Genomic DNA, 22,228 nt, shown 5'->3' on the forward strand with positions numbered 1-22,228 from the left:
TTCAGGCGCGCCCGGTTACGGTGGAACCCGATGAAGAATCTGCTGCTGCGTATCAACGACAAGATCTACATGACGTGCATCTGGGTCGCCGGCCTTTCCGTCCTGGCGATTTCCCTGATGATTCCCTGGGGCGTCTTCGCCCGCTACGTGCTCGGCACCGGTTCGAGCTGGCCTGAGCCGACGGCGATCCTGCTGATGATGGTGTTCACCTTCATCGGCGCCGCCGCCAGTTACCGCGCTGGTGCGCACATGGCCGTGGCCATGCTCACCGACCGCATGCCGGCGCAAATGAAAGCCGCAGCGGCGATTTTTTCGCAACTGCTGATGGCGGCCATCTGCATCTTCATGACCATCTGGGGCACCAAGCTGTGCATGTCCACTTGGAACCAGTTCATGGCAGCCCTGCCCGATCTGCGCGTTGGCGTGACCTATCTGCCGATCCCCATGGGCGGTTTGCTGACATTGATTTTTGTCGTGGAAAAACTCTTGCTCGGTGACCAGAGCAAACGTCGGGTCGTGCAGTTCGACCTGGTTGAAGAAAGTGAAGGTGCCGTTTAATGGACGCTCTGATCCTGCTGGGCAGTTTTATCGTATTGATCCTGATCGGCATGCCGGTCGCTTACGCGTTGGGCGCCGCTGCGCTGATCGGCGCTTGGTGGATCGACATTCCCTTCCAGGCGGTGATGATCCAGGTCGCCTCGGGGGTGAACAAATTCTCGCTGCTGGCCATTCCGTTCTTCGTCCTCGCCGGCGCGATCATGGCCGAGGGCGGCATGTCCCGGCGGCTGGTGGCATGTGCGGGGGTGCTGGTAGGTTTCGTCCGCGGTGGCCTGTCGCTGGTCAACATTGTTGCCTCGACTTTCTTCGGCGCGATCTCCGGTTCGTCGGTGGCTGACACGGCGTCGGTGGGTTCGGTACTGATCCCGGAAATGGAACGCAAGGGCTATCCGCGCGACTTCTCCACCGCTGTGACCGTCAGCGGTTCGGTGCAAGCCCTGCTGACTCCGCCAAGCCACAACTCGGTGCTCTACTCGCTGGCCGCTGGCGGTACGGTGTCGATCGCTTCGCTGTTCATGGCCGGCATCGTCCCGGGCCTGCTGATGAGCGCCTGCCTGATGGTGCTGTGCCTGATCTTCGCGAAAAAGCGCAACTACCCCAAGGGCGAAGTGATTCCGATGCGCCAGGCGCTGAAGATCGTCGGCGAAGCCCTGTGGGGCATGATGGCGATGGTGATCATCCTCGGCGGCATTCTCTCGGGTATTTTCACCGCCACTGAATCGGCGGCCATCGCCGTGCTTTGGTCATTCTTCGTGACCATGTTCATCTACCGCGACTACAAATGGAGCGAGCTGCCCAAGCTGATGCATCGCACGGTGCGCACCATCTCCATCGTGATGATCCTGATCGGTTTCGCCGCCAGCTTCGGCTACATCATGACGCTGATGCAGATCCCGGCGAAAATCACCACGCTGTTCCTGACCCTGTCGGACAACCGCTACGTGATCCTGATGTGCATCAACGTCATGCTGCTGTTGCTTGGCACCGTGATGGACATGGCGCCGCTGATCCTGATCCTGACGCCGATCCTGATGCCAGTGATCATGGGCATCGGTGTCGATCCGGTGCAGTTCGGCATGATCATGCTGGTCAACCTGGGGATCGGATTGATAACACCGCCCGTGGGCGCCGTGCTCTTCGTCGGCTCGGCGGTGGGCAAGGTCAGTATCGAAAGCACGGTGAAAGCGCTGCTGCCGTTCTATGGCGTGCTGTTCCTGGTGCTGCTGCTGGTGACCTACGTTCCGGCGATTTCGCTGTGGCTGCCGCACCTGGTGTTGTAACCCGCTGAGAAGATCGCAGCTTCGTGCAAGGAGGCTGCGATCTGTTGTTCTTCACGCCCGCAACAACATGTACCCCGCAACCACCAGACAGACACTGGCAAACCCCACCTGCAACGCCCGCGCCGGCACCTGCGCGCACAGCCTGCGACCGATGAGCATGCCAACGATGCTGGCGACAATGAACGCCGCGCCCTGGCTGTCGATACGCACCCCCGCATGAAACGCGCCGATCACCCCGATCGCGGAAATCAGACTGATCACCATCAACGACGTCGCAACGATGCCGCGCATCTGCACATCGGTCAGTTGCTTGAACGCCGGCACAATCAGAAAGCCGCCGCCGACGCCCAGTAAACCCGAAACCACGCCAGTAACCGCTCCCAGTGCAGCCAGGGTGGCGGTGCATTTGGCGGTCCAGTCGAAGCGCCCGGTCTGCTCGTTGAGCATGCAGTTTTTCTGCCCCCAACTGGCATGGCCGTGATCGCTCGGCCCGGCTTGCTGACGCTCCTTTCTGAACATCCGCCAGGCGACCAGGACCATCAGCAGGCTGAACAGCATCATCAGAATCTTTTCCGGCAACTGATGTGCGAAGTAGATCCCCAGCGGCGAAAACACCGCGCCCAGTGCCGCGATCAACAGCGCCGCGCGGTAACGCACCAGGCCATGGCGCAAACCGTCGATCGCCCCGACCGCCGCCGCGCTGCCGACCGCAAACAAGGCCACCGGCGCCGCTTGCGTCATCGTCCAGCCGAGCCCGAGCACCAGCGCCGGCACCGCGAGAATCCCGCCGCCCGCGCCAGTCAGGCCGAGGACCAACCCCATCACCACGCCAAACAGACTTGCCAGCAACATAGGGGTTTTCTCAGTCGACCCTGGACAGACGCGTCAGCCACTCGCGGCCCTTGAGCATGCCGTGCCAGTAGAACCACGGCAGCAACGTCGCCTTCAGCCACCACGCCGAACGGCGGGCCACGGCCGGGTCCAGCGGGAAAGTCGGCAGCAGTTTGCCGCCATAGCCGAACTCGGCGAGGATCACCTTGCCCTTCTCCACCGTCAGCGGGCACGAGCCGTAGCCGTCGTACTTGAGCGGCAGCGGCTGTTGTTTGCGCGCGGCCAGCAGGTTCTGCGCAACGACGACCACCTGCTTGCGCACCGCTGCGGCGGTTTTCGCGTTGCTGGTGCCGCAGATATCGCCCAGTGCGAACACGTCTGGATAGCGCGGATGCTGCAGGCTGTGCGGATCGACCTCGCACCAACCGCCGGCATCGGCCAGCGGACTCTGGGCGATGAAATCCGGCGCGACTTGTGGCGGCACGACGTGCAGCAGATCGAAGGTTTTCGCGACCCGGCTGACATTGCCGTCGGCGTCCTTTACTTCAAACCACGCGGTTTTCGCCGGGCCGTCGACCTTGACCAGATTCGAGTTGAACGCCAGTTGCGCGTCGTACTGTTCGATGTACTTCATTAGCGGCGGCACGAAGGTCGGCACGCCAAACAGCGCAGCGCCAGCCAAGTTGAATTCGACATTGATGTCTTTCAGCACGGCGGATTTGCGCCAGTAATCGCAAGACAGATACAGGGCTTTTTGCGGTGCGCCGGCGCATTTGATCGGCATCGCTGGCTGGGTAAACAGCGCCCGGCCATCGCGCAGTTTCTGCACTTGATCCCAAGTGTACTGGGCGTGTTGATAGCTGTAGTTGGAGGTGACGCCGTGCTGACCGAGGCTTTCCTGCAAGCCTTCGACTTTTTCCCAGGCCAGGCGCAGGCCGGGGCAGACGACCAGGTTTTGATAGCTGACGGTGCGCTGGTCGTCGAGGGTGAGTTGGCGGCTTTGCGGGTCGATGGCGCTGACACTGGCCTGAATCCACGTCGCCTGCCGTGGCATGACTTGGCTCATCGGCCTGACGGTGTCTTTCACATCAAACGCACCACCGCCGACCAGCGTCCACGCCGGTTGATAGTAGTGCTGTGAACTCGGTTCGATCACGGTGACTTTAAGCTGCGGGTCACGCTTGAGCAGGCTGGCGACAAAACCGATGCCGGCCGTGCCACCGCCGATGACCACGATGTCCGCACTGATGGATGGGCCCCAGTGTTGATCGTTCATTGCTTGTTCCTTTTGCTGCACGCAAGGATTTGTTCGGGTCAAACCAAAGAACCTGTGGGAGCTGGCTTGCCAGCGAAAGCGGTGTGTCAGTCACATAAATATTGGCTGATAAGTCCTCATCGCTGGCAAGCCAGCTCCCACAGAGTAAGTAAGTTTTAGGGCTGGCATTTATGGCTGTCCCCAGCTCTTGAGTACCGCTCCGCAATAGAGCCCCGAGAGGGTTTTCATCACCTGGATCACTTCGTGACTGGCCAGGCCGTAGAAAATATATTTGCCTTCACGGCGAGTCGCGACCAGCCCTTCATCGCGCAAGATGCCCAGTTGCTGGGACAGCGTCGGCTGGCGTACGCCGGTCATTTTTTCCAGCTCGCCGACGTTGCGTTCGCCCTGGGTCAGTTGACAGAGGATCAACAGGCGATCCTCATTGGCCAGAGCCTTGAGCAGCGCGCAGGCTTTGGACGCCGAGGCGCGCAGTTGGGCGACTTCACATTCGGTCAGACTGGATTGCATTTGCACGAGGCCTTGAAGGTCACTTAAGCTGCGAACATTATGTTTTTACATAAAGTGTTGCAACCCGAAATTACCCAGCACAGGTTTTCGCCATGCCCGCCCTGATTGAAGCGTTCCTCGACCCCGCCTCCTCGACCTACAGCTACGTGGTCTACGAAGCCGACGGCGGCCAGTGCGCGATCGTCGACCCGGTGCTCGACTATGATGGCGCCGCCGGGCGCACCGGCACGGCGCAGGCGGACAAGATCATCGCTTTCGTGCGTGCGCACCGGCTGCAAGTGCAATGGCTGCTGGAAACCCACGCCCACGCCGATCACCTGTCTGCCGCGCCGTACCTGCGTCGGGAACTGGGGGGCAAGATCGCCATCGGTGAATCGATCAGCAAAGTGCAGAATGTGTTCAAGGCGCTGTTCAATCTGGAGCCGGAATTTTGCGTCGATGGCTCGCAGTTCGATCATTTGTTCGCGCCGAACGAGTCGTTCATGATCGGCAACCTCAAGGCTACCGCCCTGCACGTCCCCGGCCATACGCCAGCGGACATGGCGTACCTGATCGACGGCGAGCAGATCCTGGTGGGTGACACGCTGTTCATGCCGGACGTTGGCACCGCGCGCTGTGATTTCCCTGGCGGTAATGCGCAGCAATTGTTCAAGTCGATCCAGAAGCTGCTGGCGTTTCCGGCCAGCGTGAAGCTTTACGTCTGCCACGATTACCCGCCCGAAGGCCGCGCCTCACAGTGCCAGACCACTGTCGGCGAACAGCGCAAAAGCAATATTCATGTGCATGACGGGATCGATGAAGCGGCGTTCGTCGAGATGCGCACGACACGTGACGCTGGGTTAGGCATGCCGACGTTGCTGCTGCCGGCGATTCAGGTGAACGTGCGGGCGGGGAATCTGCCGGCACCTGAGGGGAATGGCGTGGTTTACCTGAAGATTCCGCTCAACAAACTCTGACGGTTCGGCAACGCAGCCTCCAGCAGCGCCAACTGATCGTTCCCACGCTCCGCGTGGGAATGCATCCCGTGACGCTCTGCGTCACTTCTTGAGGCGGAACGCGGAGCATCCCTGGCGGCATTCCCACGCGGAGCGCGGGAACGATCGGCGTCTGCAGGTCAGTCGTATCAATTGCCCAACGTCAACCCATTGGCCGGCAACGGCAACGCGGTCTTATAACGCACCTGCTTCAGCGCAAAGCTCGAACGAATATTCGCCACCCCCGGCACCTTGGTCAGAAAATCCATCATGAAGCGTTCCAGCGACTGAATGCTCGGCACCAGCACGCGGATCAGATAATCCGGATCACCCGCCATCAAGTAGCACTCCATCACCTCGGGCCGATCAGAAATCGCTTCCTCGAAATGCTGCAACGCCTCCTCTACCTGTTTTTCCAGGCTGACGTGAATGAACACGTTTACGTGCAGCCCCAGCAGATCGGCATCCAGCAGCGTGACCTGCTCGCGAATCAAGCCCAATTCTTCCATGGCCTTGACCCGGTTGAAGCACGGCGTCGGCGACAGGTTCACCGAGCGAGCGAGGTCGGCGTTGGTGATGCGCGCGTTCTCCTGAAGGCTGTTGAGAATGCCGATGTCGGTACGGTCCAGTTTGCGCATGAGACAAAACCACCTGTTTTTTATGTTTATGCAGAATTTCTATCTGCAAATGGTCGCCAGCGCAACGAAACACAGAGAAATATTCTTCTTGGCCACGCCTATGATTGTTGTAGGACAAGATTTCCTCATCCCGGAATGACTGCCAGCTCACTACAAGAAATTCACAAGATCGAGCGTAGAAGCCATGACCCAAGCGTATGAACCGCTGCGCCTGCACGTCCCTGAACCCTCGGGCCGTCCCGGCTGCAAAACCGATTTTTCCTACCTGCATCTGACCGATGCCGGTACGGTGCGCAAACCTCCTGTCGATGTAGAACCCGCTGACACCGCCGACCTCGCCCGTGGCCTGATTCGCGTGCTCGACGATCAGGGCAACGCCCTCGGCCCGTGGGCCGAAAACGTGCCGGTCGAGATCCTGCGTAAAGGCATGCGCGCGATGCTCAAGACGCGCATCTACGACAACCGCATGGTCGTCGCCCAGCGTCAGAAAAAGATGTCGTTCTACATGCAGAGCCTCGGCGAAGAGGCCATCGGCAGCGCCCAGGCTTTGGCGCTGAACATCGACGACATGTGCTTTCCGACCTACCGCCAGCAAAGCATCCTGATGGCACGCGACGTGCCGCTGGTCGACCTGATCTGCCAGTTGCTGTCCAACGAGCGCGACCCGCTAAAGGGCCGCCAGTTGCCGATCATGTACTCGGTCAAGGACGCCGGTTTCTTCACCATTTCCGGCAACCTCGCCACCCAGTTCATTCAGGGCGTAGGCTGGGGCATGGCCTCGGCAATCAAGGGCGACACCAAAATCGCCTCGGCCTGGATCGGTGACGGCGCCACCGCCGAATCGGACTTCCACACCGCCCTCACCTTCGCCCACGTTTATCGGGCGCCGGTGATTCTCAACGTGGTCAACAACCAGTGGGCGATTTCGACCTTTCAGGCCATCGCTGGCGGTGAAGCCACGACCTTCGCCGGACGCGGCGTCGGTTGTGGCATCGCCTCGCTACGCGTCGATGGCAACGACTTCTACGCGGTCTACGCCGCTTCCGCCTGGGCCGCCGAACGCGCCCGGCGTAACCTCGGCCCGACCATGATCGAATGGGTCACCTACCGCGCCGGCCCGCACTCGACCTCCGACGATCCATCGAAATACCGCCCGGCCGATGACTGGAGCCACTTCCCGCTCGGCGATCCGATCGCGCGTCTGAAACAGCACCTGATCAAGGTCGGCCACTGGTCGGAGGAAGAGCACAGCGCCGTCAGCGCTGAACTTGAAGCCGAAGTGATTGCCGCGCAGAAACAGGCCGAACAGTACGGCACCCTCGCCGGCGGGCAGATTCCAAGCGCCGCGACCATGTTCGAAGACGTCTACAAAGAGATGCCGGAGCACTTGAAGCGCCAGCGTCAGCAGTTGGGGATCTGACATGAACGATCACAACAACAATATTCAGTTGGAAACCGCCATGACCACGACCACCATGACCATGATCCAGGCCCTGCGCTCGGCCATGGATGTGATGCTTGAGCGCGATGACAATGTCGTCGTCTTCGGCCAGGACGTCGGTTACTTCGGCGGCGTGTTCCGCTGCACCGAAGGCCTGCAGACCAAGTACGGCACCTCGCGGGTGTTCGACGCACCGATCTCGGAAAGCGGCATCGTCGGCGTCGCCGTCGGCATGGGCGCCTACGGTTTGCGTCCGGTCGCCGAAATCCAGTTCGCCGACTACGTCTACCCCGCCTCCGACCAGATCATCTCCGAAGCAGCGCGTCTGCGTTATCGCTCGGCCGGTGAGTTCACCGCGCCGATGACCCTGCGCATGCCGTGCGGCGGCGGCATCTACGGCGGCCAGACCCACAGCCAGAGCATCGAGGCGATGTTCACTCAGGTCTGCGGTCTGCGCACGGTGATGCCGTCCAACCCGTACGACGCCAAAGGCCTGCTGATCGCCTCCATCGAAAACGATGACCCGGTGATCTTCCTTGAGCCGAAACGCCTGTACAACGGCCCGTTCGATGGCCATCACGACCGCCCGGTAACCCCGTGGTCGAAACACCCGCAAGCCCAGGTGCCGGACGGTTACTACACCGTGCCGCTGGACGTTGCTGCGATCACTCGCCCGGGCAAGGACGTGACCGTGCTGACCTACGGCACCACCGTATACGTCTCGCAAGTCGCTGCCGAAGAATCCGGCGTCGATGCCGAAGTCATCGACCTGCGCAGCCTGTGGCCGCTGGACCTGGAAACCATCGTCAAGTCGGTGAAGAAAACCGGCCGCTGCGTGGTGGTTCACGAAGCCACCCGCACCTGCGGTTTCGGCGCCGAGCTGGTGTCGCTGGTGCAAGAGCACTGCTTCCATCACCTGGAAGCGCCGATCGAGCGCGTCACCGGTTGGGACACTCCCTACCCGCACGCGCAGGAGTGGGCGTATTTCCCAGGGCCGTCCCGCGTGGGCGCGGCGTTGAAACGGGTCATGGAGGTCTGAATGGGCACGCACGTTATCAAGATGCCGGACATCGGCGAAGGCATCGCAGAAGTAGAACTGTCGCAGTGGCACGTCAAGGTTGGCGATCTGGTGGTTGAAGACCAGGTGCTGGCGGATGTGATGACCGACAAGGCGATGGTCGATATTCCGTCGCCGGTGCATGGCAAGGTGATTGCCCTCGGTGGTCAGCCAGGTGAAGTGATGGCGGTCGGCAGTGTGCTGATCAGCATCGAAGTCGAAGGGGCTGGCAACCTTAAAGAGTCCGCCGCGCCCGCGCCGGTCAAAGAAGCACCGGCTGCGCCGAAAGTTGAAGCCGCTGTCGAAAGCAAACCCGCCGTAGCCGCCGCACCACGTCCGGCTGCCGTTTGCCAAAGCCCGATGGTTGCTCGCGAAGCGGATGAATGCCCGCTTGCCTCGCCGGCCGTGCGCAAACACGCGCTGGATCTGGGTATTCAATTGCGTCTGGTGCGCGGCAGCGGCCCGGCCGGTCGCGTGTTGCATGAGGATCTTGAGGCCTATCTGGCGCAAGGTCGGTCGAACGCTTCGGCGCCGGCCGCTGCCGCTTACGCTCAACGCAACGACGAAGAACAGATTCAAGTGATCGGCATGCGTCGCAAGATCGCTCAACGCATGCAGGATGCTACTCAGCGTGCCGCGCATTTCAGCTATGTCGAAGAAATCGACGTCACCGCGATCGAAGAACTGCGTGCGCATCTGAATGAAAAACATGGCGCCAGCCGTGGCAAGTTGACCTTGTTGCCGTTCCTCGTTCGCGCGCTGGTGGTGGCCCTGCGCGACTTCCCGCAGATGAACGCCCGTTACGATGACGAAGCGCAAGTCATCACCCGCCTCGGTGCGGTGCATGTCGGCGTCGCCACGCAAAGCGATGTCGGCCTGATGGTGCCCGTGGTGCGTCACGCCGAAGCGCGCAGCCTGTGGGACAGCGCCGCGGAAATTTCGCGTTTGGCCAACGCCGCGCGCAATGGCAAGGCCAGCCGCGATGAGCTGTCCGGTTCGACCATTACTCTGACCAGCCTCGGCGCATTGGGCGGCATTGTCAGCACGCCGGTGCTGAACCTGCCGGAAGTGGCCATTGTCGGCGTGAACAAAATCGTCGAACGGCCAATGGTGGTCAAAGGCCAGGTGGTGATCCGCAAGATGATGAACCTCTCCAGCTCCTTCGATCACCGCGTGGTCGACGGCATGGACGCGGCGCTTTTCATTCAGGCCATTCGTGGCTTGCTCGAACAACCCGCGACCTTGTTTGTGGAGTAATGGAATGCAGACTTTGAACACCACCCTGCTGATCATCGGCGGCGGCCCCGGCGGTTACGTCACGGCGATCCGCGCCGGGCAACTGGGCATCCCGACCATCCTGGTCGAAGGCCAGTCGTTGGGCGGCACCTGCCTGAATATCGGCTGCATTCCGTCGAAAGCGCTGATTCATGTGGCTGAGCAGTTTCATCAGACGCAGCATCACAGCCAGCATTCGGCGCTCGGCATCAGCGTTGCCGCGCCGACCCTGGATATCAGCAAAAGCGTCGAGTGGAAGGACGGCATCGTTGATCGCCTGACCACTGGCGTCGCCGCGCTGCTGAAGAAGAACAAGGTTCAGGTCATCAACGGTTGGGCGAAAATCATCGACGGCAAAACCGTGGAAGTCGGCGATACCGGAATCCAGTGCGAGCATCTGGTGCTGGCCACCGGCTCGACCAGCGTCAACCTGCCGATCCTGCCGATTGGCGGGCCAATCATCTCCTCCACCGAAGCGCTGGCGCCGACGTCTGTGCCGAAACGCCTGGTCGTGGTCGGCGGTGGTTACATCGGCCTGGAGCTGGGCATCGCCTATCGCAGGCTCGGCGCAGAGGTCAGTGTGGTCGAGGCGCAGGATCGAATTCTTCCGGCTTACGACGCGGAGCTGACACAACCGGTACACGACGCGCTGAAGCAGCTGGGGGTAAAGCTGTACCTCAAGCACAGCGTGCTGGGTTTCGACGGCACGTTGCAGGTGCGCGATACCGAAGGCGAAACCCTCAATCTGGAAACCGATCAGGTACTGGTCGCGGTCGGACGCAAACCCAATACGCAGGGCTTCAATCTCGAAGCGTTGAATCTGGACATGAACGGTTCGGCTATCAGGATCGACAGCGGTTGCCAGACCAGCATGCGTAATGTCTACGCCATTGGCGACGTGAGCGGCGAACCGATGCTGGCCCACCGCGCCATGGCTCAGGGCGAGATGGTTGCCGAGCTGATCAGTGGCAAGCGCCGCGAATTCAACCCGACCGCCATCGCCGCCGTGTGCTTTACCGACCCGGAACTGGTGGTGGTCGGCAAAACTCCGGACGAGGCCAAGGCTGCCGGGCTGGACTGCATCGTTGCAAGCTTCCCGTTCGCCGCCAACGGCCGCGCAATGACCCTGGAATCGAAAAGCGGCTTCGTGCGCGTGGTCGCACGTCGCGACAATCATCTGATTGTCGGCTGGCAAGCGGTGGGCGTTGGGGTTTCCGAACTGTCGACGGCGTTTGCGCAAAGCCTGGAAATGGGCGCGCGACTGGAAGACATCGGCGGCACCATCCATGCCCACCCGACCTTGGGTGAGGCGGTGCAGGAAGCGGCGTTGCGGGCGCTGGGGCATGCGCTGCATCTGTGACAGATGCAGCCGAATGCCGCTGTGGCGAGGGGATTTATCCCCGCTGGGTTGCGCAGCAACCGCAAAATCGGCCACCGCCGAACGTCAGATATCTGAGCCAAAGGGGCCGCTTCGCAGCCCAGCGGGGATAAATCCCCTCGCCACAAGCTGCGAAACCGCTCAAGAATGAAGTATTGTTGTGCCCATCCAAAAAAACGTCAGAAGCCTTGAACCGTTTCGGCGGTTGTTCAGTGATAGAGGGTGTCATGGGTAACGAAAGCATCAATTGGGACAAGCTGGGTTTTGATTACATCAAGACCGACAAGCGCTATCTGTCGTACTTCCGCGATGGCGAGTGGGACAAAGGCACCCTGACCGAAGATAACGTCCTGCACATCAGCGAAGGCTCCACTGCCCTTCACTACGGTCAGCAGTGCTTCGAAGGCATGAAGGCCTATCGCTGCAAGGACGGCTCGATCAACCTGTTCCGCCCGGACCAGAACGCCCTGCGCATGCAACGCAGCTGCGCGCGTCTGCTGATGCCGACGGTCGACACCGAGCAGTTCATCGAAGCCTGCAAAGCCGTGGTTCGCGCCAACGAGCGTTTCATCCCGCCGTACGGCACCGGCGGCGCGCTGTACCTGCGCCCGTTCGTGATCGGCGTCGGTGACAACATCGGCGTGCGCACCGCGCCCGAGTTCATCTTTTCGATCTTCTGCATCCCGGTCGGCGCCTACTTCAAGGGCGGCCTGACCCCGCACAACTTCCAGATCTCCAGCTACGACCGCGCGGCCCCGCAAGGCACCGGTGCGGCCAAGGTCGGTGGCAACTACGCCGCCAGCCTGATGCCGGGCTCGAAAGCCAAGAAAGCCAACTTCGCCGACGCGATCTACCTCGATCCGATGACCCACACCAAGATCGAGGAAGTCGGTTCGGCCAACTTCTTCGGGATCACCCACGACAACAAGTTCGTCACCCCGAACTCGCCATCGGTCCTGCCAGGCATCACCCGCCTGTCGCTGATCGAACTGGCGAAATCGCGTCTGGGCCTGGAAGTGGTTGAAGGCGACGTGCTGATCGACAAGCTGTCGGACTTCAAGGAAGCCGGTGCCTGCGGTACCGCTGCGGTGATCACGCCGATTGGTGGCATCAGCTACAACGATCACCTGCACGTGTTCCACAGCGAAACCGAAGTAGGCCCGGTGACCCAGCAGCTCTACAAAGAGCTGACTGGCGTGCAGACCGGCGACATCGAAGCGCCAGCGGGCTGGATCGTCAAGGTTTGATCTGACGACTGCTGATGCTCAAAAGCCCTCCACCGAGTGATTGGTGGGGGGCTTTTTTATACGGCTGGGCTCTGGTGTCGTATTGAAGAACGTCACCCCCTCACCCCAGCCCTCCCGAAACGTCGGACCGCCCCCAAGGGGGCGAGGGGGAAAGGGAGCCGACTTGTGCGCTTTTCAAAAATCGCGTTCGCCTCGGCCATTCAGGTCGATGGAGTTCGCAAGAACACCTCGGTCGGCTCCCTCTCCCTCCGGGAGAGGGCTGGGGTGAGGGTTTGCTTTTGATTTTTGGAGGCAATGCGCTTGCCCGTCCGATCCGAAATCCCGCTCGCCTGCCCATTCTGCTGTTTGCCCATCCGCGCCTGGGTGATCAATCCCGGTATCAACTCCCCCTCCGGCAGATTCTTCCAGAACCGCACCGGCAGATGCCCTTGCATGACCTTCGGGTTCAACCGCGCCGGGTTGAAGATGTGGCTGTAGTAGGTCAACCATAAATCGCCGTGGGGGTCATCGACGTTCTGTGCCAGTTGCTGCCATTCAATCGGGCATTGCCGCTCGTGAATCAACTGCTCACCGTCGTAGTACACACCATCGCGCGGTGTGGCGATCAACCAGCGATGCTGGCCCATGCGACCGATAAAGTGCTCGCTGGCGCTGTGCAGGATGTCATGCGCCGGTTCGTGCCACGCCACGTATTGTGGACCAGGCAGATCCTTCGGCCGCTCGATGAAACGCACGAATGCATGCAGATGATGGGCCTCGCGGCTGACCTGCTTGATGCGCCGCTGCAACTCGCTGCCGAGTTTGTCGCCGGCCATCATCGCCGTGCGGTCGCCGTGACTGAACCGCCAGAGCACTTCATACAACAGGCTCCAGCGCTGTTCGCCGCGATAGCGCGCCGCTTGTTCGAGGGTGGCGAGCAGCGCACGGGGAATACGCGCCTGAAACGGCCCCTGCCCTTCGGGCACGTGATCATCACTGGCAAACAGATCGCCAACGCCTTCCGCCGCCCAGCTCACCAGACTCGGATCGATCTCATGGCTGAGCAACCAGCGGGCCTGCTGGCGCCATGTGTCGAACAGATCATCACAATCGAGACTGATCATCCCCACAACCCCATCTGCTGCGGCATCGGCCGGTCGCGCAATTGCTGGTAGAGCATGTGACTGGTGACTTCCGCCTGTTGCGGGTGGTAATCGCTGGTGATGATGAACGGCTTGGCCTTGGCCAGCACACAGCGCATCCGTGCCACGTCTTCGTAACGGATGCGGCGCTGACGGCGCAACTCGACCAGGCGCTCGGTGGTGCGCAAGCCGATGCCCGGGATGCGTGCGATCAACGTCGCGTCGGCACGATTGAGGTCGAGCGGGAACACTTCGCGATTTTCCAGCGCCCAAGCCAGCTTCGGGTCAATATCGAGCGCCAGATTGCCCGGGCCTTTGAGCAATTCGTCAGCGCTGTAGCCGTAGCTGCGCAGGAGGAAATCAGCCTGATACAAACGGTGCTCGCGCATCAGCGGTGGCGCGGCGAGCGGTACGCTTTTCGGGCTGTCGGGGATCGGGCTGAATGCCGAGTAATAGACCCGGCGCAAACGGAAGTTGCCATACAGGGATTGAGCGCTGTGGAGGATGGTGCTGTCGTCGGTGTCATCGGCACCGACGATCAGTTGCGTGCTCTGCCCGGCCGGGGCGAATTTTGCCGAGCGCGGCTCGTTCAACACTGTTTGCACGCCGGTGTAGATGGTGTTCATCGCTTGCTTGATCGAGGTGATGTCCTTCTCCGGCGCCAGTGTCTGCAGGCTGGCGTCGGTGGGCAGTTCGATGTTGACGCTGAGGCGGTCGGCGTAACGCCCTGCCTCCTCGATCAAGGCCGGATCGGCTTCCGGAATGGTCTTCAAATGGATGTAGCCGCGAAATTCGTGCTCTTCACGGAGCAACTTCGCCACGCGCACCAGTTGCTCCATGGTGTAGTCCGCCGAGCGAATGATCCCGGAGCTGAGAAACAGCCCGCTGACACAGTTGCGGCGGTAGAAATCCATGGTCAGCGTCACGACTTCTTCCGGGGTGAAGCGCGCACGCGGCACATCACTGGAACGGCGGTTGACGCAGTACTGGCAATCGTAAAGACAGAAGTTGGTCAGCAGGATTTTCAGCAACGACACACAGCGCCCGTCCGGCGTGTAGCTGTGGCAAATGCCCATGCCGTCCGTCGAACCGAGCCCGCTCTTGCCCTCGGAGCTGCGCTTGGGCGCACCGCTGCTGGCGCAGGAGGCGTCGTACTTGGCGGCGTCGGCGAGGATGCTCAGCTTGTCGATGATTTGCATGGCGCGGGCTCTTTACTGTGTGCATATACAGTATAGGCTCGCCCGCCGCGAAACAAGTTGATGGATGACCCCTCGTCGGCTGGCCATCTGAATTGCGGCCAACCGCGCAACCAGTGGGAGCGAGCCTGCTCGCGAATAGGCCCTGCCAGTCACCGCAACACAGTGATCAAACAGCCCACTGCAATATCAACCAACTGTTCGCCCCGCTGATCAACACAAACAGCCCCCAGGCCAGCACCCGCGTGGGCCAGCGATTGACGAACGGCCCCATCAATTGCCGATCGTTGGTCATGCGGATCAGCGGGTACAAGGCGAACGGCAGTTGCAGGCTGAGCACCACCTGGCTCAACACCAGCAGCTTGCCGATTGCGCCGTCACCGAGCAGCCATACGCCGATGAACGCCGGAATCAGCGCCAGCCCGCGGGTGATCAAACGCCGCTGCCAGCACGGGATGCGCAGGTTCAGATAGCCTTCCATGATGACCTGCCCGGCGATGGTCCCGGTGAAGGTCGAACTTTGCCCCGACGCGAGCAGTGCCACGCCGAACAGCACACTGGCCAGCGCACCGCCCACCAGTGGGTCGAGCAGGTGATAGGCGTCCTGAATGTCGACCACATCGGTGTGCCCGGACTGGTGAAACGCCGCCGCTGCGAGAATCAGGATCGCCGCGTTGACCAGCAGCGCCAGGGCCAGGGAACCGATGGTGTCGATGCGCGCCAGTTTCACCGCGTCCCGCTTGCTCGCCAGGTCCTTGCCGATCATCCGCGTTTGCACGATCGAGGTGTGCAGATACAGGTTATGCGGCATCACTGTGGCGCCGAGGATGCCGATGGCCAGATACAGCGGCGCCGCATCGCTGATCGCGGACAGCGAGGGTTTAAAGCCCAGCGCCACGTCTGGCCAGTACGGTTTGATCAACAACAATTCGACGAAGAAACACACACCGATGGTCGCGACCAGCACCAGCATGATCGCTTCGAGACGACGGAATCCCCGGTTCTGCAGGGCCAGCACCAACAGCGTGTCGAAAGCCGTCAGAGCGATACCGAAGGTCAGCGAGCAACCGAGCAGCAAGTGAAATGCGAGAGCGCAGCCAAGCACTTCGGCGAGGTCGGTGGCGATGATCGAGATTTCCGCCAGCAGCCATTGCAGGCGCGCAGTCGGCGTGCTGTAGCGCTCGCGGGACAACTGCGCCAGATCGCGACCAGTGGCGATGCCCAGCCGCGAACACAGGCACTGCACCACCATGCCGGCCAGACTCGCCAGCAACACGACGAATAAAAGACTGTAGCCAAAACGCGAACCGGCCTCGATCGCGGTCGCCCAGTTGCCCGGGTCCATGTAGCCGATCGACACCAGCAAACCGGGGCCGGCGAAGCGCAGCACACGTTTGAAGAACGTGGCAGTCGGATCGACCGCAACACTGCCAGCCACTTCCGGCGGGCAAAACGGCGCGGTGGCGATTTTGGGCAAACTGAATTTCACGCACACATCCAGAAACAAAAACGGGAGCCCGGCAGCTTAGTCGTTTCGCCTGATGCCTTGAAGCGCAAAGATCACTGAACCTATGGGTTCACCCCCAGCAACTGCTCGCGCAACTCGGGACTGCGTGTTCGCGGATCCAGCCAGATATCGAAAAACGCCTTGGCAAACTGCGGATCCTCGATCTCATGCTGGAGCTTCTGCCCGACAAAAAACCGCGCGCCCTGCCCCGGCAGATACACGCCGGTAATCCGCGTGCCGGCCTGGACGTCGACAAAGGATTGCTGCATCTGCGCCTGCCAGCCGGCCAATTGCGCTGAAGTGACCCGAGGACCGGCCAGGCGTTTGATCTCATCGACGCTGGTGCTGACCAGATCGTCTCGCGAGATGTTGCGCCGGTAGATCAGCTCCAGGGCAAACGGCTGGCCGTCCGCCAGAGGCCGCGCGGCACTCCACAAACGCGCGCTGTAAACATCGAAGCCGAACACGCTGAAATCGCCGCTGCCGATGATTTGCGCCCCCGGCACCGCGTCTTGCCAATTGGCCCACGTCGGCGTCAGCAACAGTGCCCACAAGCCGATGCCACAACAGCCACGTACGAGCTTGGGTGTTCTGTTCATCGCCGTATCGTCTCCGCTGCATTGTGATGATCAAAGCATAGCCGGATTCGCGCATGAATTTTTGTATACAACAATTGCGAACATAGGCAGCAATCTTTAATCGGCAGTGCTAACGTGGCTCATCCTGACCCGATGGAGACACCCGCGTGCTGATCCTCAAACTGCTGCTGATTCCCGGTTTTCTCCTGCTGATTTCCCTGGCAGGCAAACGTTGGGGGCCGAGCGTGGCCGGGTGGCTGTCGGGATTGCCGGTGGTGGTCGGGCCGATTCTGTTCTTTCTGGCGATTGAACAAGGGCCGCAGTTTGCCGCGCAATCGGCGGTCGCGGCGCTGTCGGCAATGTTCGCGATGATCGCTTTCTGCATCACTTATGCGCAGGTGGCGCAGCGGGCGAACTGGCCGTGGGCGTTGACCATTTCACTGGCGGTGTGGGCCGCGCTGGCGACGGTGTTGTCGGTGATTCCGGCGTCCTTGCCGTTCTCGGTGATTGCGGCAGCGGTGGCACTGCTCGCTTCGCCTTATCTGTTCCCTGAGGTGCATCCAGTATTGAACGGGCCAGCACCGAAGTCGGACAAACTGATCTGGCGGATGATCGCCGGTGCGGCGCTGACGCTGGTGGTGACGATGCTGGCAAGCACCGTCGGCGAGCGCTGGAGCGGCCTGCTCGCGGTGTTCCCGGTGCTGGGCAGCGTCATGGCGGTATTTTCGCAACAAACCCGCGGCCCGGCGTTTACCGCTGCGTTATTGCGCGCAACGGCAACCGGCATGTATTCGTTCTCGGCGTTCTGCCTGGTGTCGGCCCTGACGCTGCCAAGCATGGGCCTCAGCGGTTTTGTCGTAGGCGTGGCAGTGTCGGTGGCGATGCTCGGGGTGACCTGGCGTCTGCTGGCGCGGCCAGTGGCCAAGGCGCAAGCGCAATAACCGCCCGGACGAATCGCGCTGGAACGCCCGGCACGCTCCGTGGGATGATCGCCCGCCTCGCGCGACCATTTCCCGGAGATTTCAGATGTCATTGTTGAGCAACAAAGCCGTCGTCCTGATGCTGGCGGCCATCGCCGGTTTCGCCGCGATCAACGCACACGCCGCCAAGGAAAAGGTCAAAACCGAGAAGGTTACGCTGCTCGACGGCAAATTCGCCTTCGTCCTGCCCAAAGGCTTTGTCGCTGACCCGCTGCCCGCCAGCCCGAGCGGGGCGAAGGGCACGATGTACACTAACCAGACCACCAAGACCGTGGTCATCGCCGCCGAAAACCAGATCCCCGCAGGCCAGAACGTCAAGGACAACGACGGTGAGTTTCTTGACGGCAGCGTGTCGAGTTTCATCGACGATCAGCGCAAGGCCCTGCCGGACTTCAACAAGCTCAGCGAAAAAAGCCTGACCCAAAAAGGCACCGGCCTGGGGCTGCGTCAGGTTGACAGCACCGCCACTCAGGGCGGTGGCCAAACCCTGAACACCACATTGCTGGCCGGCTCGGGGACGAAGATGGCGCTGGTGCAGGTGATTTCCCGCGTCAGCGACAAGAAGGGTCACGATGCTTTGGTCAAAGCCATCGTCAAGGATTGAGCCGCTGCAACCAGCCGTTCAAATCGCGCAATTCGGCCGCACTGATGCTGTGGCCGACGCCCGGATACGCGTGAAACTCGGGCTGGTAATCGAGCTTGTGCAATAGCGCGTTGGCCTCGGTGCCGTGACGGTAAGGGACCGGATCATCAGCGGTGCCGTGGCCGATAAATATGCTCAGCGGCAGTGGCGCTTGCCCGGGCTTGAGTTCGGCTTTGAGCACCGGCAACAAGCGCCCGCTCAACGCGGCAAACCCGCCCACGACCGCTGGCGCGCGCAGGCCCACTTCGTAACTCATCATCGCGCCCTGGCTGAAGCCGATCAGGTACACCTTGTCCGGCGCGGCGTGATATTTCTTCGCCGCCTGGGCGATAAAGTCGCGCAGCTTCTGGCCGCTGACCTTCAGATCATCGGTCTCGCCGTTGTAGGCGCCTTCGCCCTTCTTGCGAAACCACTGGAAACGTCCTTCGCCCAACGTCATCGGAGCCCGCACCGACAGGTAGTTGTACTGCGCCGGCAGCTGAAATTTCATGCCGATCAGATCGGCCTCGTTACTGCCGTAACCGTGCAGAAAAATCACCAGCGGACGTGGTTCGGCGTCGGCGTGGACCTGTTCGAGGTACTTGAGTGGCAGATCGGATTGCAGGGTGGTTTGCGCGTGAACGGCGGTGGATGCGAGCAGGGTCAGCAGGGCGAACAATTTGAGCATTGCAGCGTTCCTTCACAGAGTGTCGGGTTCGCGGGGAGCCTAACATTCTCGGCTGAGGATCCAAATTTTGTGGAGTGGCTGATGCCGCTATCGCTGGCAAGCCAGCTCCCACAAGAATTGCGGCGTCTCCGAAATTTGAGATCAACCGCAACCCTGTGGGAGCTGGCTTGCCAGCGATGAGGTCAGCAAATTCAGCGAAGAGCCATCAGTCGTTCGTCAGCTTGCCGGTACGAAACGGCACCCGCCCCGCCACTTTCGCCTGCCAGATCCCCGGCTCGGTATAGCGCCCGCGATCAATCGCGAACAGCACCCCGCTGGTGCCGGCGCGCACGGTGGTCACGCGATCCTGCAACGGATCAACCACTTCGAACAGCGCATCGCCCTGCTCTACCCACTCGCCGGCATTGCGCAAGAAACTGACCACGCCGTGGTGCGGGGCGAACAGGTATTCGGTGCCTTCGAACGGCAGACCTTCACAACATTCGCTCGGCGCCGCCGGCCAGTCGCCGCTGATGAAACCCTGCTCGGCGAGAAAGCCCAGAATCGCTTCGCAATTGGCCTGAGCCTGATCGACGCGGGTGTCGCCCATGCTGCCCAGCTCAAGCGTCGTCGCCAGATTCGCCGCCGGAATCGCCGCGTTCGGGAATGCTTTGGCCAGACGCAGCCACGGCGTCGAGCACGACTCATCGAATGAGCTGCCGCCGGAGTCCTCGCAGAGCAACGCGACGCCGGCCTGCAACCGCGCCGCCAGCGATTGCCATTGCGGCCAGTGTTGCGGCAGCGCGTAGAGGTGAATCGCAGCGTCGAAGTCGCAGTGCAAGTCGAGAGTGATGTCGGCGTCGCAGGCGTGGCGCAGCAACAAGCGGTGCAAGGCTTCCAGTTGCGATGCCGGCGCCGGCAATTCTTCGAAGACCTGAGCCATGGCCTGGCGGATCAGCGCGACGTTGGCCTCGGCATCCGCGCCCAGACGCTCGCCAACCAGCGCCGCGACCGGGGCGCTGAGTTCGACGAATGCGCGGTTGAAATTCTTGCCGCTGCCCAGTTCGAAGCGGCCCATGTGATTGCCTTGCAGATGCTGATCCAGGCCGATCGGATTGGCCACCGGCACCAGTTCGATAACGCCCTGCAAACGGCCCTGCCGTTCCAGTTCGTTCAAACGCAGCTTGAGTTCCCACGCGGTACGCATGCCCGGCAGTTCATCGGCGTGCAGGCTGGCCTGGATATACACCTTGCGGCTGCCGGCGCCGTAGCGGAACACGCTGAGGGAGCGCTCGCTGCCCAAATGGCTCCAGGGCAGAACGTGGTCGATGCGTTGCATGGAAAACTCCTTAATAGCTGGGTTACGCAAATCCCTGTGGGAGCGAGCCTGCTCGCGAATGCGTCAGGTCAGACGATGACGATGTCGAATGTCAGACCGCTTTCGCGAGCAGGCTCGCTCCCACAGAGAATTTCCATCAATAAAAGAACATAAAAAAAGTGGCCACCGCGCAAACGGGGCCACTTTTTTTCACGGCGTATTAATGGCCGTATACGTCAAAGTCGAAGTACTTGTCCTGGACTTTCTTGTACTCGCCATTGGCGCGGATTTCGGTGATGGCTTTGTTGAACTGCTCAGCCAGTGCGGTATCGCCCTTGCGCACCGCGATGCCAGCGCCGCCGCCGAAGTACTTGGCGTCTTCGTAGGTCGGGCCGACGAATTCGAAGCCTTTGCCGGCGTCGGTTTTCAGGAAACCGTCGCTAAGGTTGACCGAGTCGGCCAGCATCGCGTCGATACGCCCGGACACCATGTCGAGGTTGGCTTCCTGCTGCGAGCCGTAGCGCACCAGATCGATCCCGGCCGGAACCAGCACTTCGGTCGCGTAGCGGTCGTGAGTACTGGCGCGCAGCACGCCGACTTTCTTGCCCTTGAGTTCGGTCAGCGGGTTTTTCACGCCCGAGCCTTCCTTCATCACGAAACGTGCCGGGGTGTGGTAGTACTTAATGGTGAAATCGACGTTTTTCTTGCGATCGTCAGTGATGGTCATCGACGACAGGATCGCGTCGATCTTCTTCACTTTCAGCGCCGGGATCAGGCCATCGAACTCTTGCTCGACCCAAGTGCATTTAACCTTCATCTGCGCGCACAGTGCGTCACCGATGTCCACGTCAAAACCAGTGAGTTTGCCGTCAGGGGTTTTCATCGAGAATGGCGGGTACCCGGCTTCGATACCGATGCGGATCGGCTTGGCGTCTTCGGCCACGGCGGTCAGGGACAACATCGACAGTGCCAGGGCACCGAACATCACTAGCTTTTTCATTTATTACTCCCGTGCGGAGGCTTTTATTGGCAGCTTTCGAGTCAGCGTTCGGTCATGGCGTTCTAACGGCAAAAACCGACGTGGCCGGCAGTCTATGGCGGCGCGCACGGAGGCAATTGTTTTTAAGCGACAATTACTTACAGAACATCGGCGCACGCATTGACTGGGGTCAACGCGTGCGCCGTGGTGGTGCGAAGGCTGTAGGACAAGACTGTTTTCAGAGCAAGAAACACCGATCCTCCTGTACAAGGAGCTGCCGGAGGCTGCGATCTTTTGATCTTGTTTTTTTGAGATCAAGATCAAAAGATCGCAGCCTCCGGCAGCTCCTACAGAAACGTCAGCATTCGCAGGCGACAGGTGTATTGGCCACTGACGCCACGCTCAGTTCGAAACCCTCATCGAGCCATCCGGTGACGCCGCCGATCATCTCCTTGACCGGATAGCCCAATGCCGCCAGCTTCACCGCCGCCTTGTTCGCGCCATTGCAATGCGGTCCGGCGCAATAGACCACGAACAAAGTGTGTTTCGGGTATTCGGCCAAGCGCTCCGCCGTGAGCAAGCGGGTCGGGATATTGGTCGCGCCGGGCACATGGCCGCGCTCGAACGCTAATGGGCCGCGCACATCCACCAGAACAAAATCGACCTCCCCGGCCTCTTGGCTACTGAACACGTCGGAACAATCGGTTTCGAAGGTCAGACGATTGCTGAAATGCATCAGGGCAATCGCCGAAGGGGCGGCGGGAATTTGGCGAACCAGGCTGGTCATGCTGTGTT

22 protein-coding genes are annotated in these 22,228 nt (G+C 61.1%); 10 read left to right on the plus strand and 12 right to left on the minus strand.

Features of this window, described 5'->3' with window-relative positions; genetic code table 11:
- The first annotated feature begins 30 nt into the window (after positions 1–30).
- Together OK411_RS17625 and OK411_RS17630 are read left to right on the plus strand one after the other, a co-directional pair.
- Positions 31–558, plus strand: coding sequence for a TRAP transporter small permease (locus OK411_RS17625; RefSeq protein WP_217878465.1), 528 nt, complete (start codon positions 31–33; stop codon positions 556–558).
- Complete coding sequence (locus OK411_RS17630; RefSeq protein ID WP_016775191.1) at positions 558–1,838, plus strand: TRAP transporter large permease; 1,281 nt, start codon at positions 558–560, stop codon at positions 1,836–1,838. Before OK411_RS17625 ends, OK411_RS17630 begins: the two co-directional genes overlap by 1 nt.
- Before the next feature lie 51 nt (positions 1,839–1,889).
- Here the strand turns inward: OK411_RS17630 and OK411_RS17635 are convergent, their stop codons facing one another.
- The 3 genes from OK411_RS17635 to OK411_RS17645 all read right to left on the minus strand — a co-directional run bounded on the left by OK411_RS17635 (position 1,890) and on the right by OK411_RS17645 (position 4,455).
- Positions 1,890–2,690 carry a sulfite exporter TauE/SafE family protein gene (locus OK411_RS17635; RefSeq protein WP_133336674.1) on the minus strand — a complete coding sequence of 267 codons (801 nt, stop codon included), beginning with the start codon at positions 2,688–2,690 and terminating at the stop codon, positions 1,890–1,892.
- A 10-nt stretch (positions 2,691–2,700) separates the two neighbouring features.
- A complete protein-coding gene (locus tag OK411_RS17640) occupies positions 2,701–3,945 on the minus strand; it encodes an FAD/NAD(P)-binding oxidoreductase (RefSeq protein ID WP_264365452.1) in 1,245 nt (414 codons plus the stop codon).
- Between the two features lie 168 nt (positions 3,946–4,113).
- Positions 4,114–4,455: an ArsR/SmtB family transcription factor gene (locus OK411_RS17645; RefSeq protein WP_217878467.1), complete on the minus strand. Its 342-nt coding sequence runs from the start codon at positions 4,453–4,455 to the stop codon at positions 4,114–4,116.
- Between the two features lie 92 nt (positions 4,456–4,547).
- Between OK411_RS17645 and OK411_RS17650 the strand changes: the two genes are divergently transcribed.
- The gene (locus OK411_RS17650) at positions 4,548–5,411 is read left to right on the plus strand and encodes an MBL fold metallo-hydrolase (RefSeq protein WP_264365453.1); all 864 of its coding nucleotides are present in this window, start codon (positions 4,548–4,550) and stop codon (positions 5,409–5,411) included.
- A 167-nt stretch (positions 5,412–5,578) separates the two neighbouring features.
- On the opposite strand, the gene bkdR is transcribed toward OK411_RS17650, so the two are convergent.
- Entirely contained in the window at positions 5,579–6,067 is a 489-nt protein-coding gene (gene bkdR, locus OK411_RS17655) for a Bkd operon transcriptional regulator BkdR (protein ID WP_016775196.1), read from the minus strand.
- Positions 6,068–6,251: 184 nt separating this feature from the next.
- Here bkdR and OK411_RS17660 point away from each other — a divergent pair, with 184 nt between their 5' ends.
- The 5 genes from OK411_RS17660 (at position 6,252) to OK411_RS17680 (ending at position 12,465) form a co-directional block, all read left to right on the plus strand.
- Positions 6,252–7,487 (plus strand): 3-methyl-2-oxobutanoate dehydrogenase (2-methylpropanoyl-transferring) subunit alpha, encoded by a 1,236-nt coding sequence (locus tag OK411_RS17660; protein ID WP_024013347.1) that lies wholly within the window; start codon positions 6,252–6,254, stop codon positions 7,485–7,487.
- 1 nt (position 7,488) lies between these two features.
- On the plus strand, positions 7,489–8,547 hold the full coding sequence (locus OK411_RS17665) for an alpha-ketoacid dehydrogenase subunit beta (RefSeq protein ID WP_003224000.1): 1,059 nt from the start codon (positions 7,489–7,491) through the stop codon (positions 8,545–8,547).
- On the plus strand, positions 8,548–9,822 hold the full coding sequence (locus OK411_RS17670) for a dihydrolipoamide acetyltransferase family protein (RefSeq protein ID WP_264365454.1): 1,275 nt from the start codon (positions 8,548–8,550) through the stop codon (positions 9,820–9,822).
- Positions 9,823–9,826: 4 nt separating this feature from the next.
- Complete coding sequence (lpdA, locus tag OK411_RS17675) at positions 9,827–11,200, plus strand: dihydrolipoyl dehydrogenase (RefSeq protein ID WP_264365455.1); 1,374 nt, start codon at positions 9,827–9,829, stop codon at positions 11,198–11,200.
- A 245-nt stretch (positions 11,201–11,445) separates the two neighbouring features.
- Positions 11,446–12,465, plus strand: coding sequence for a branched-chain amino acid aminotransferase (locus OK411_RS17680; RefSeq protein ID WP_016775201.1), 1,020 nt, complete (start codon positions 11,446–11,448; stop codon positions 12,463–12,465).
- Between the two features lie 200 nt (positions 12,466–12,665).
- Here the strand turns inward: OK411_RS17680 and OK411_RS17685 are convergent, their stop codons facing one another.
- The 4 genes from OK411_RS17685 to OK411_RS17700 form a co-directional block, all read right to left on the minus strand.
- Positions 12,666–13,568 carry a TIGR03915 family putative DNA repair protein gene (locus OK411_RS17685; RefSeq protein ID WP_264365456.1) on the minus strand — a complete coding sequence of 301 codons (903 nt, stop codon included), beginning with the start codon at positions 13,566–13,568 and terminating at the stop codon, positions 12,666–12,668.
- Positions 13,565–14,785 carry a putative DNA modification/repair radical SAM protein gene (locus tag OK411_RS17690; protein ID WP_024013352.1) on the minus strand — a complete coding sequence of 407 codons (1,221 nt, stop codon included), beginning with the start codon at positions 14,783–14,785 and terminating at the stop codon, positions 13,565–13,567. The genes OK411_RS17685 and OK411_RS17690 overlap by 4 nt, the downstream gene beginning before the upstream one ends.
- A 166-nt stretch (positions 14,786–14,951) precedes the next feature.
- Positions 14,952–16,220 carry an Nramp family divalent metal transporter gene (locus OK411_RS17695; RefSeq protein WP_264365462.1) on the minus strand — a complete coding sequence of 423 codons (1,269 nt, stop codon included), beginning with the start codon at positions 16,218–16,220 and terminating at the stop codon, positions 14,952–14,954.
- Positions 16,221–16,351: 131 nt separating this feature from the next.
- Positions 16,352–16,888 (minus strand): chalcone isomerase family protein, encoded by a 537-nt coding sequence (locus tag OK411_RS17700; RefSeq protein ID WP_024013354.1) that lies wholly within the window; start codon positions 16,886–16,888, stop codon positions 16,352–16,354.
- A gap of 146 nt (positions 16,889–17,034) precedes the next feature.
- Between OK411_RS17700 and OK411_RS17705 the strand changes: the two genes are divergently transcribed.
- Entirely contained in the window at positions 17,035–17,808 is a 774-nt protein-coding gene (locus tag OK411_RS17705) for a hypothetical protein (protein WP_264365457.1), read from the plus strand.
- An 85-nt stretch (positions 17,809–17,893) separates the two neighbouring features.
- On the plus strand, positions 17,894–18,451 hold the full coding sequence (locus OK411_RS17710) for a hypothetical protein (RefSeq protein WP_264365458.1): 558 nt from the start codon (positions 17,894–17,896) through the stop codon (positions 18,449–18,451).
- On the opposite strand, the gene OK411_RS17715 is transcribed toward OK411_RS17710, so the two are convergent.
- The 4 genes from OK411_RS17715 to OK411_RS17730 all read right to left on the minus strand — a co-directional run bounded on the left by OK411_RS17715 (position 18,441) and on the right by OK411_RS17730 (position 22,220).
- Positions 18,441–19,157 carry an alpha/beta hydrolase gene (locus OK411_RS17715; protein WP_125918657.1) on the minus strand — a complete coding sequence of 239 codons (717 nt, stop codon included), beginning with the start codon at positions 19,155–19,157 and terminating at the stop codon, positions 18,441–18,443. The two genes, OK411_RS17710 and OK411_RS17715, sit on opposite strands and share 11 nt — an antisense overlap.
- Before the next feature lie 205 nt (positions 19,158–19,362).
- Positions 19,363–20,475 carry a succinylglutamate desuccinylase/aspartoacylase family protein gene (locus tag OK411_RS17720; RefSeq protein WP_217878476.1) on the minus strand — a complete coding sequence of 371 codons (1,113 nt, stop codon included), beginning with the start codon at positions 20,473–20,475 and terminating at the stop codon, positions 19,363–19,365.
- Between the two features lie 199 nt (positions 20,476–20,674).
- Positions 20,675–21,454: an ABC transporter substrate-binding protein gene (locus OK411_RS17725; protein ID WP_206421929.1), complete on the minus strand. Its 780-nt coding sequence runs from the start codon at positions 21,452–21,454 to the stop codon at positions 20,675–20,677.
- 337 nt (positions 21,455–21,791) lie between these two features.
- Positions 21,792–22,220 (minus strand): rhodanese-like domain-containing protein, encoded by a 429-nt coding sequence (locus OK411_RS17730; protein ID WP_217878477.1) that lies wholly within the window; start codon positions 22,218–22,220, stop codon positions 21,792–21,794.
- Between the last annotated feature and the right edge of the window lie 8 nt (positions 22,221–22,228).

This window comes from Pseudomonas sp. RG1, from assembly GCF_025910115.1.
GTDB lineage: Bacteria > Pseudomonadota > Gammaproteobacteria > Pseudomonadales > Pseudomonadaceae > Aquipseudomonas > Aquipseudomonas atacamensis.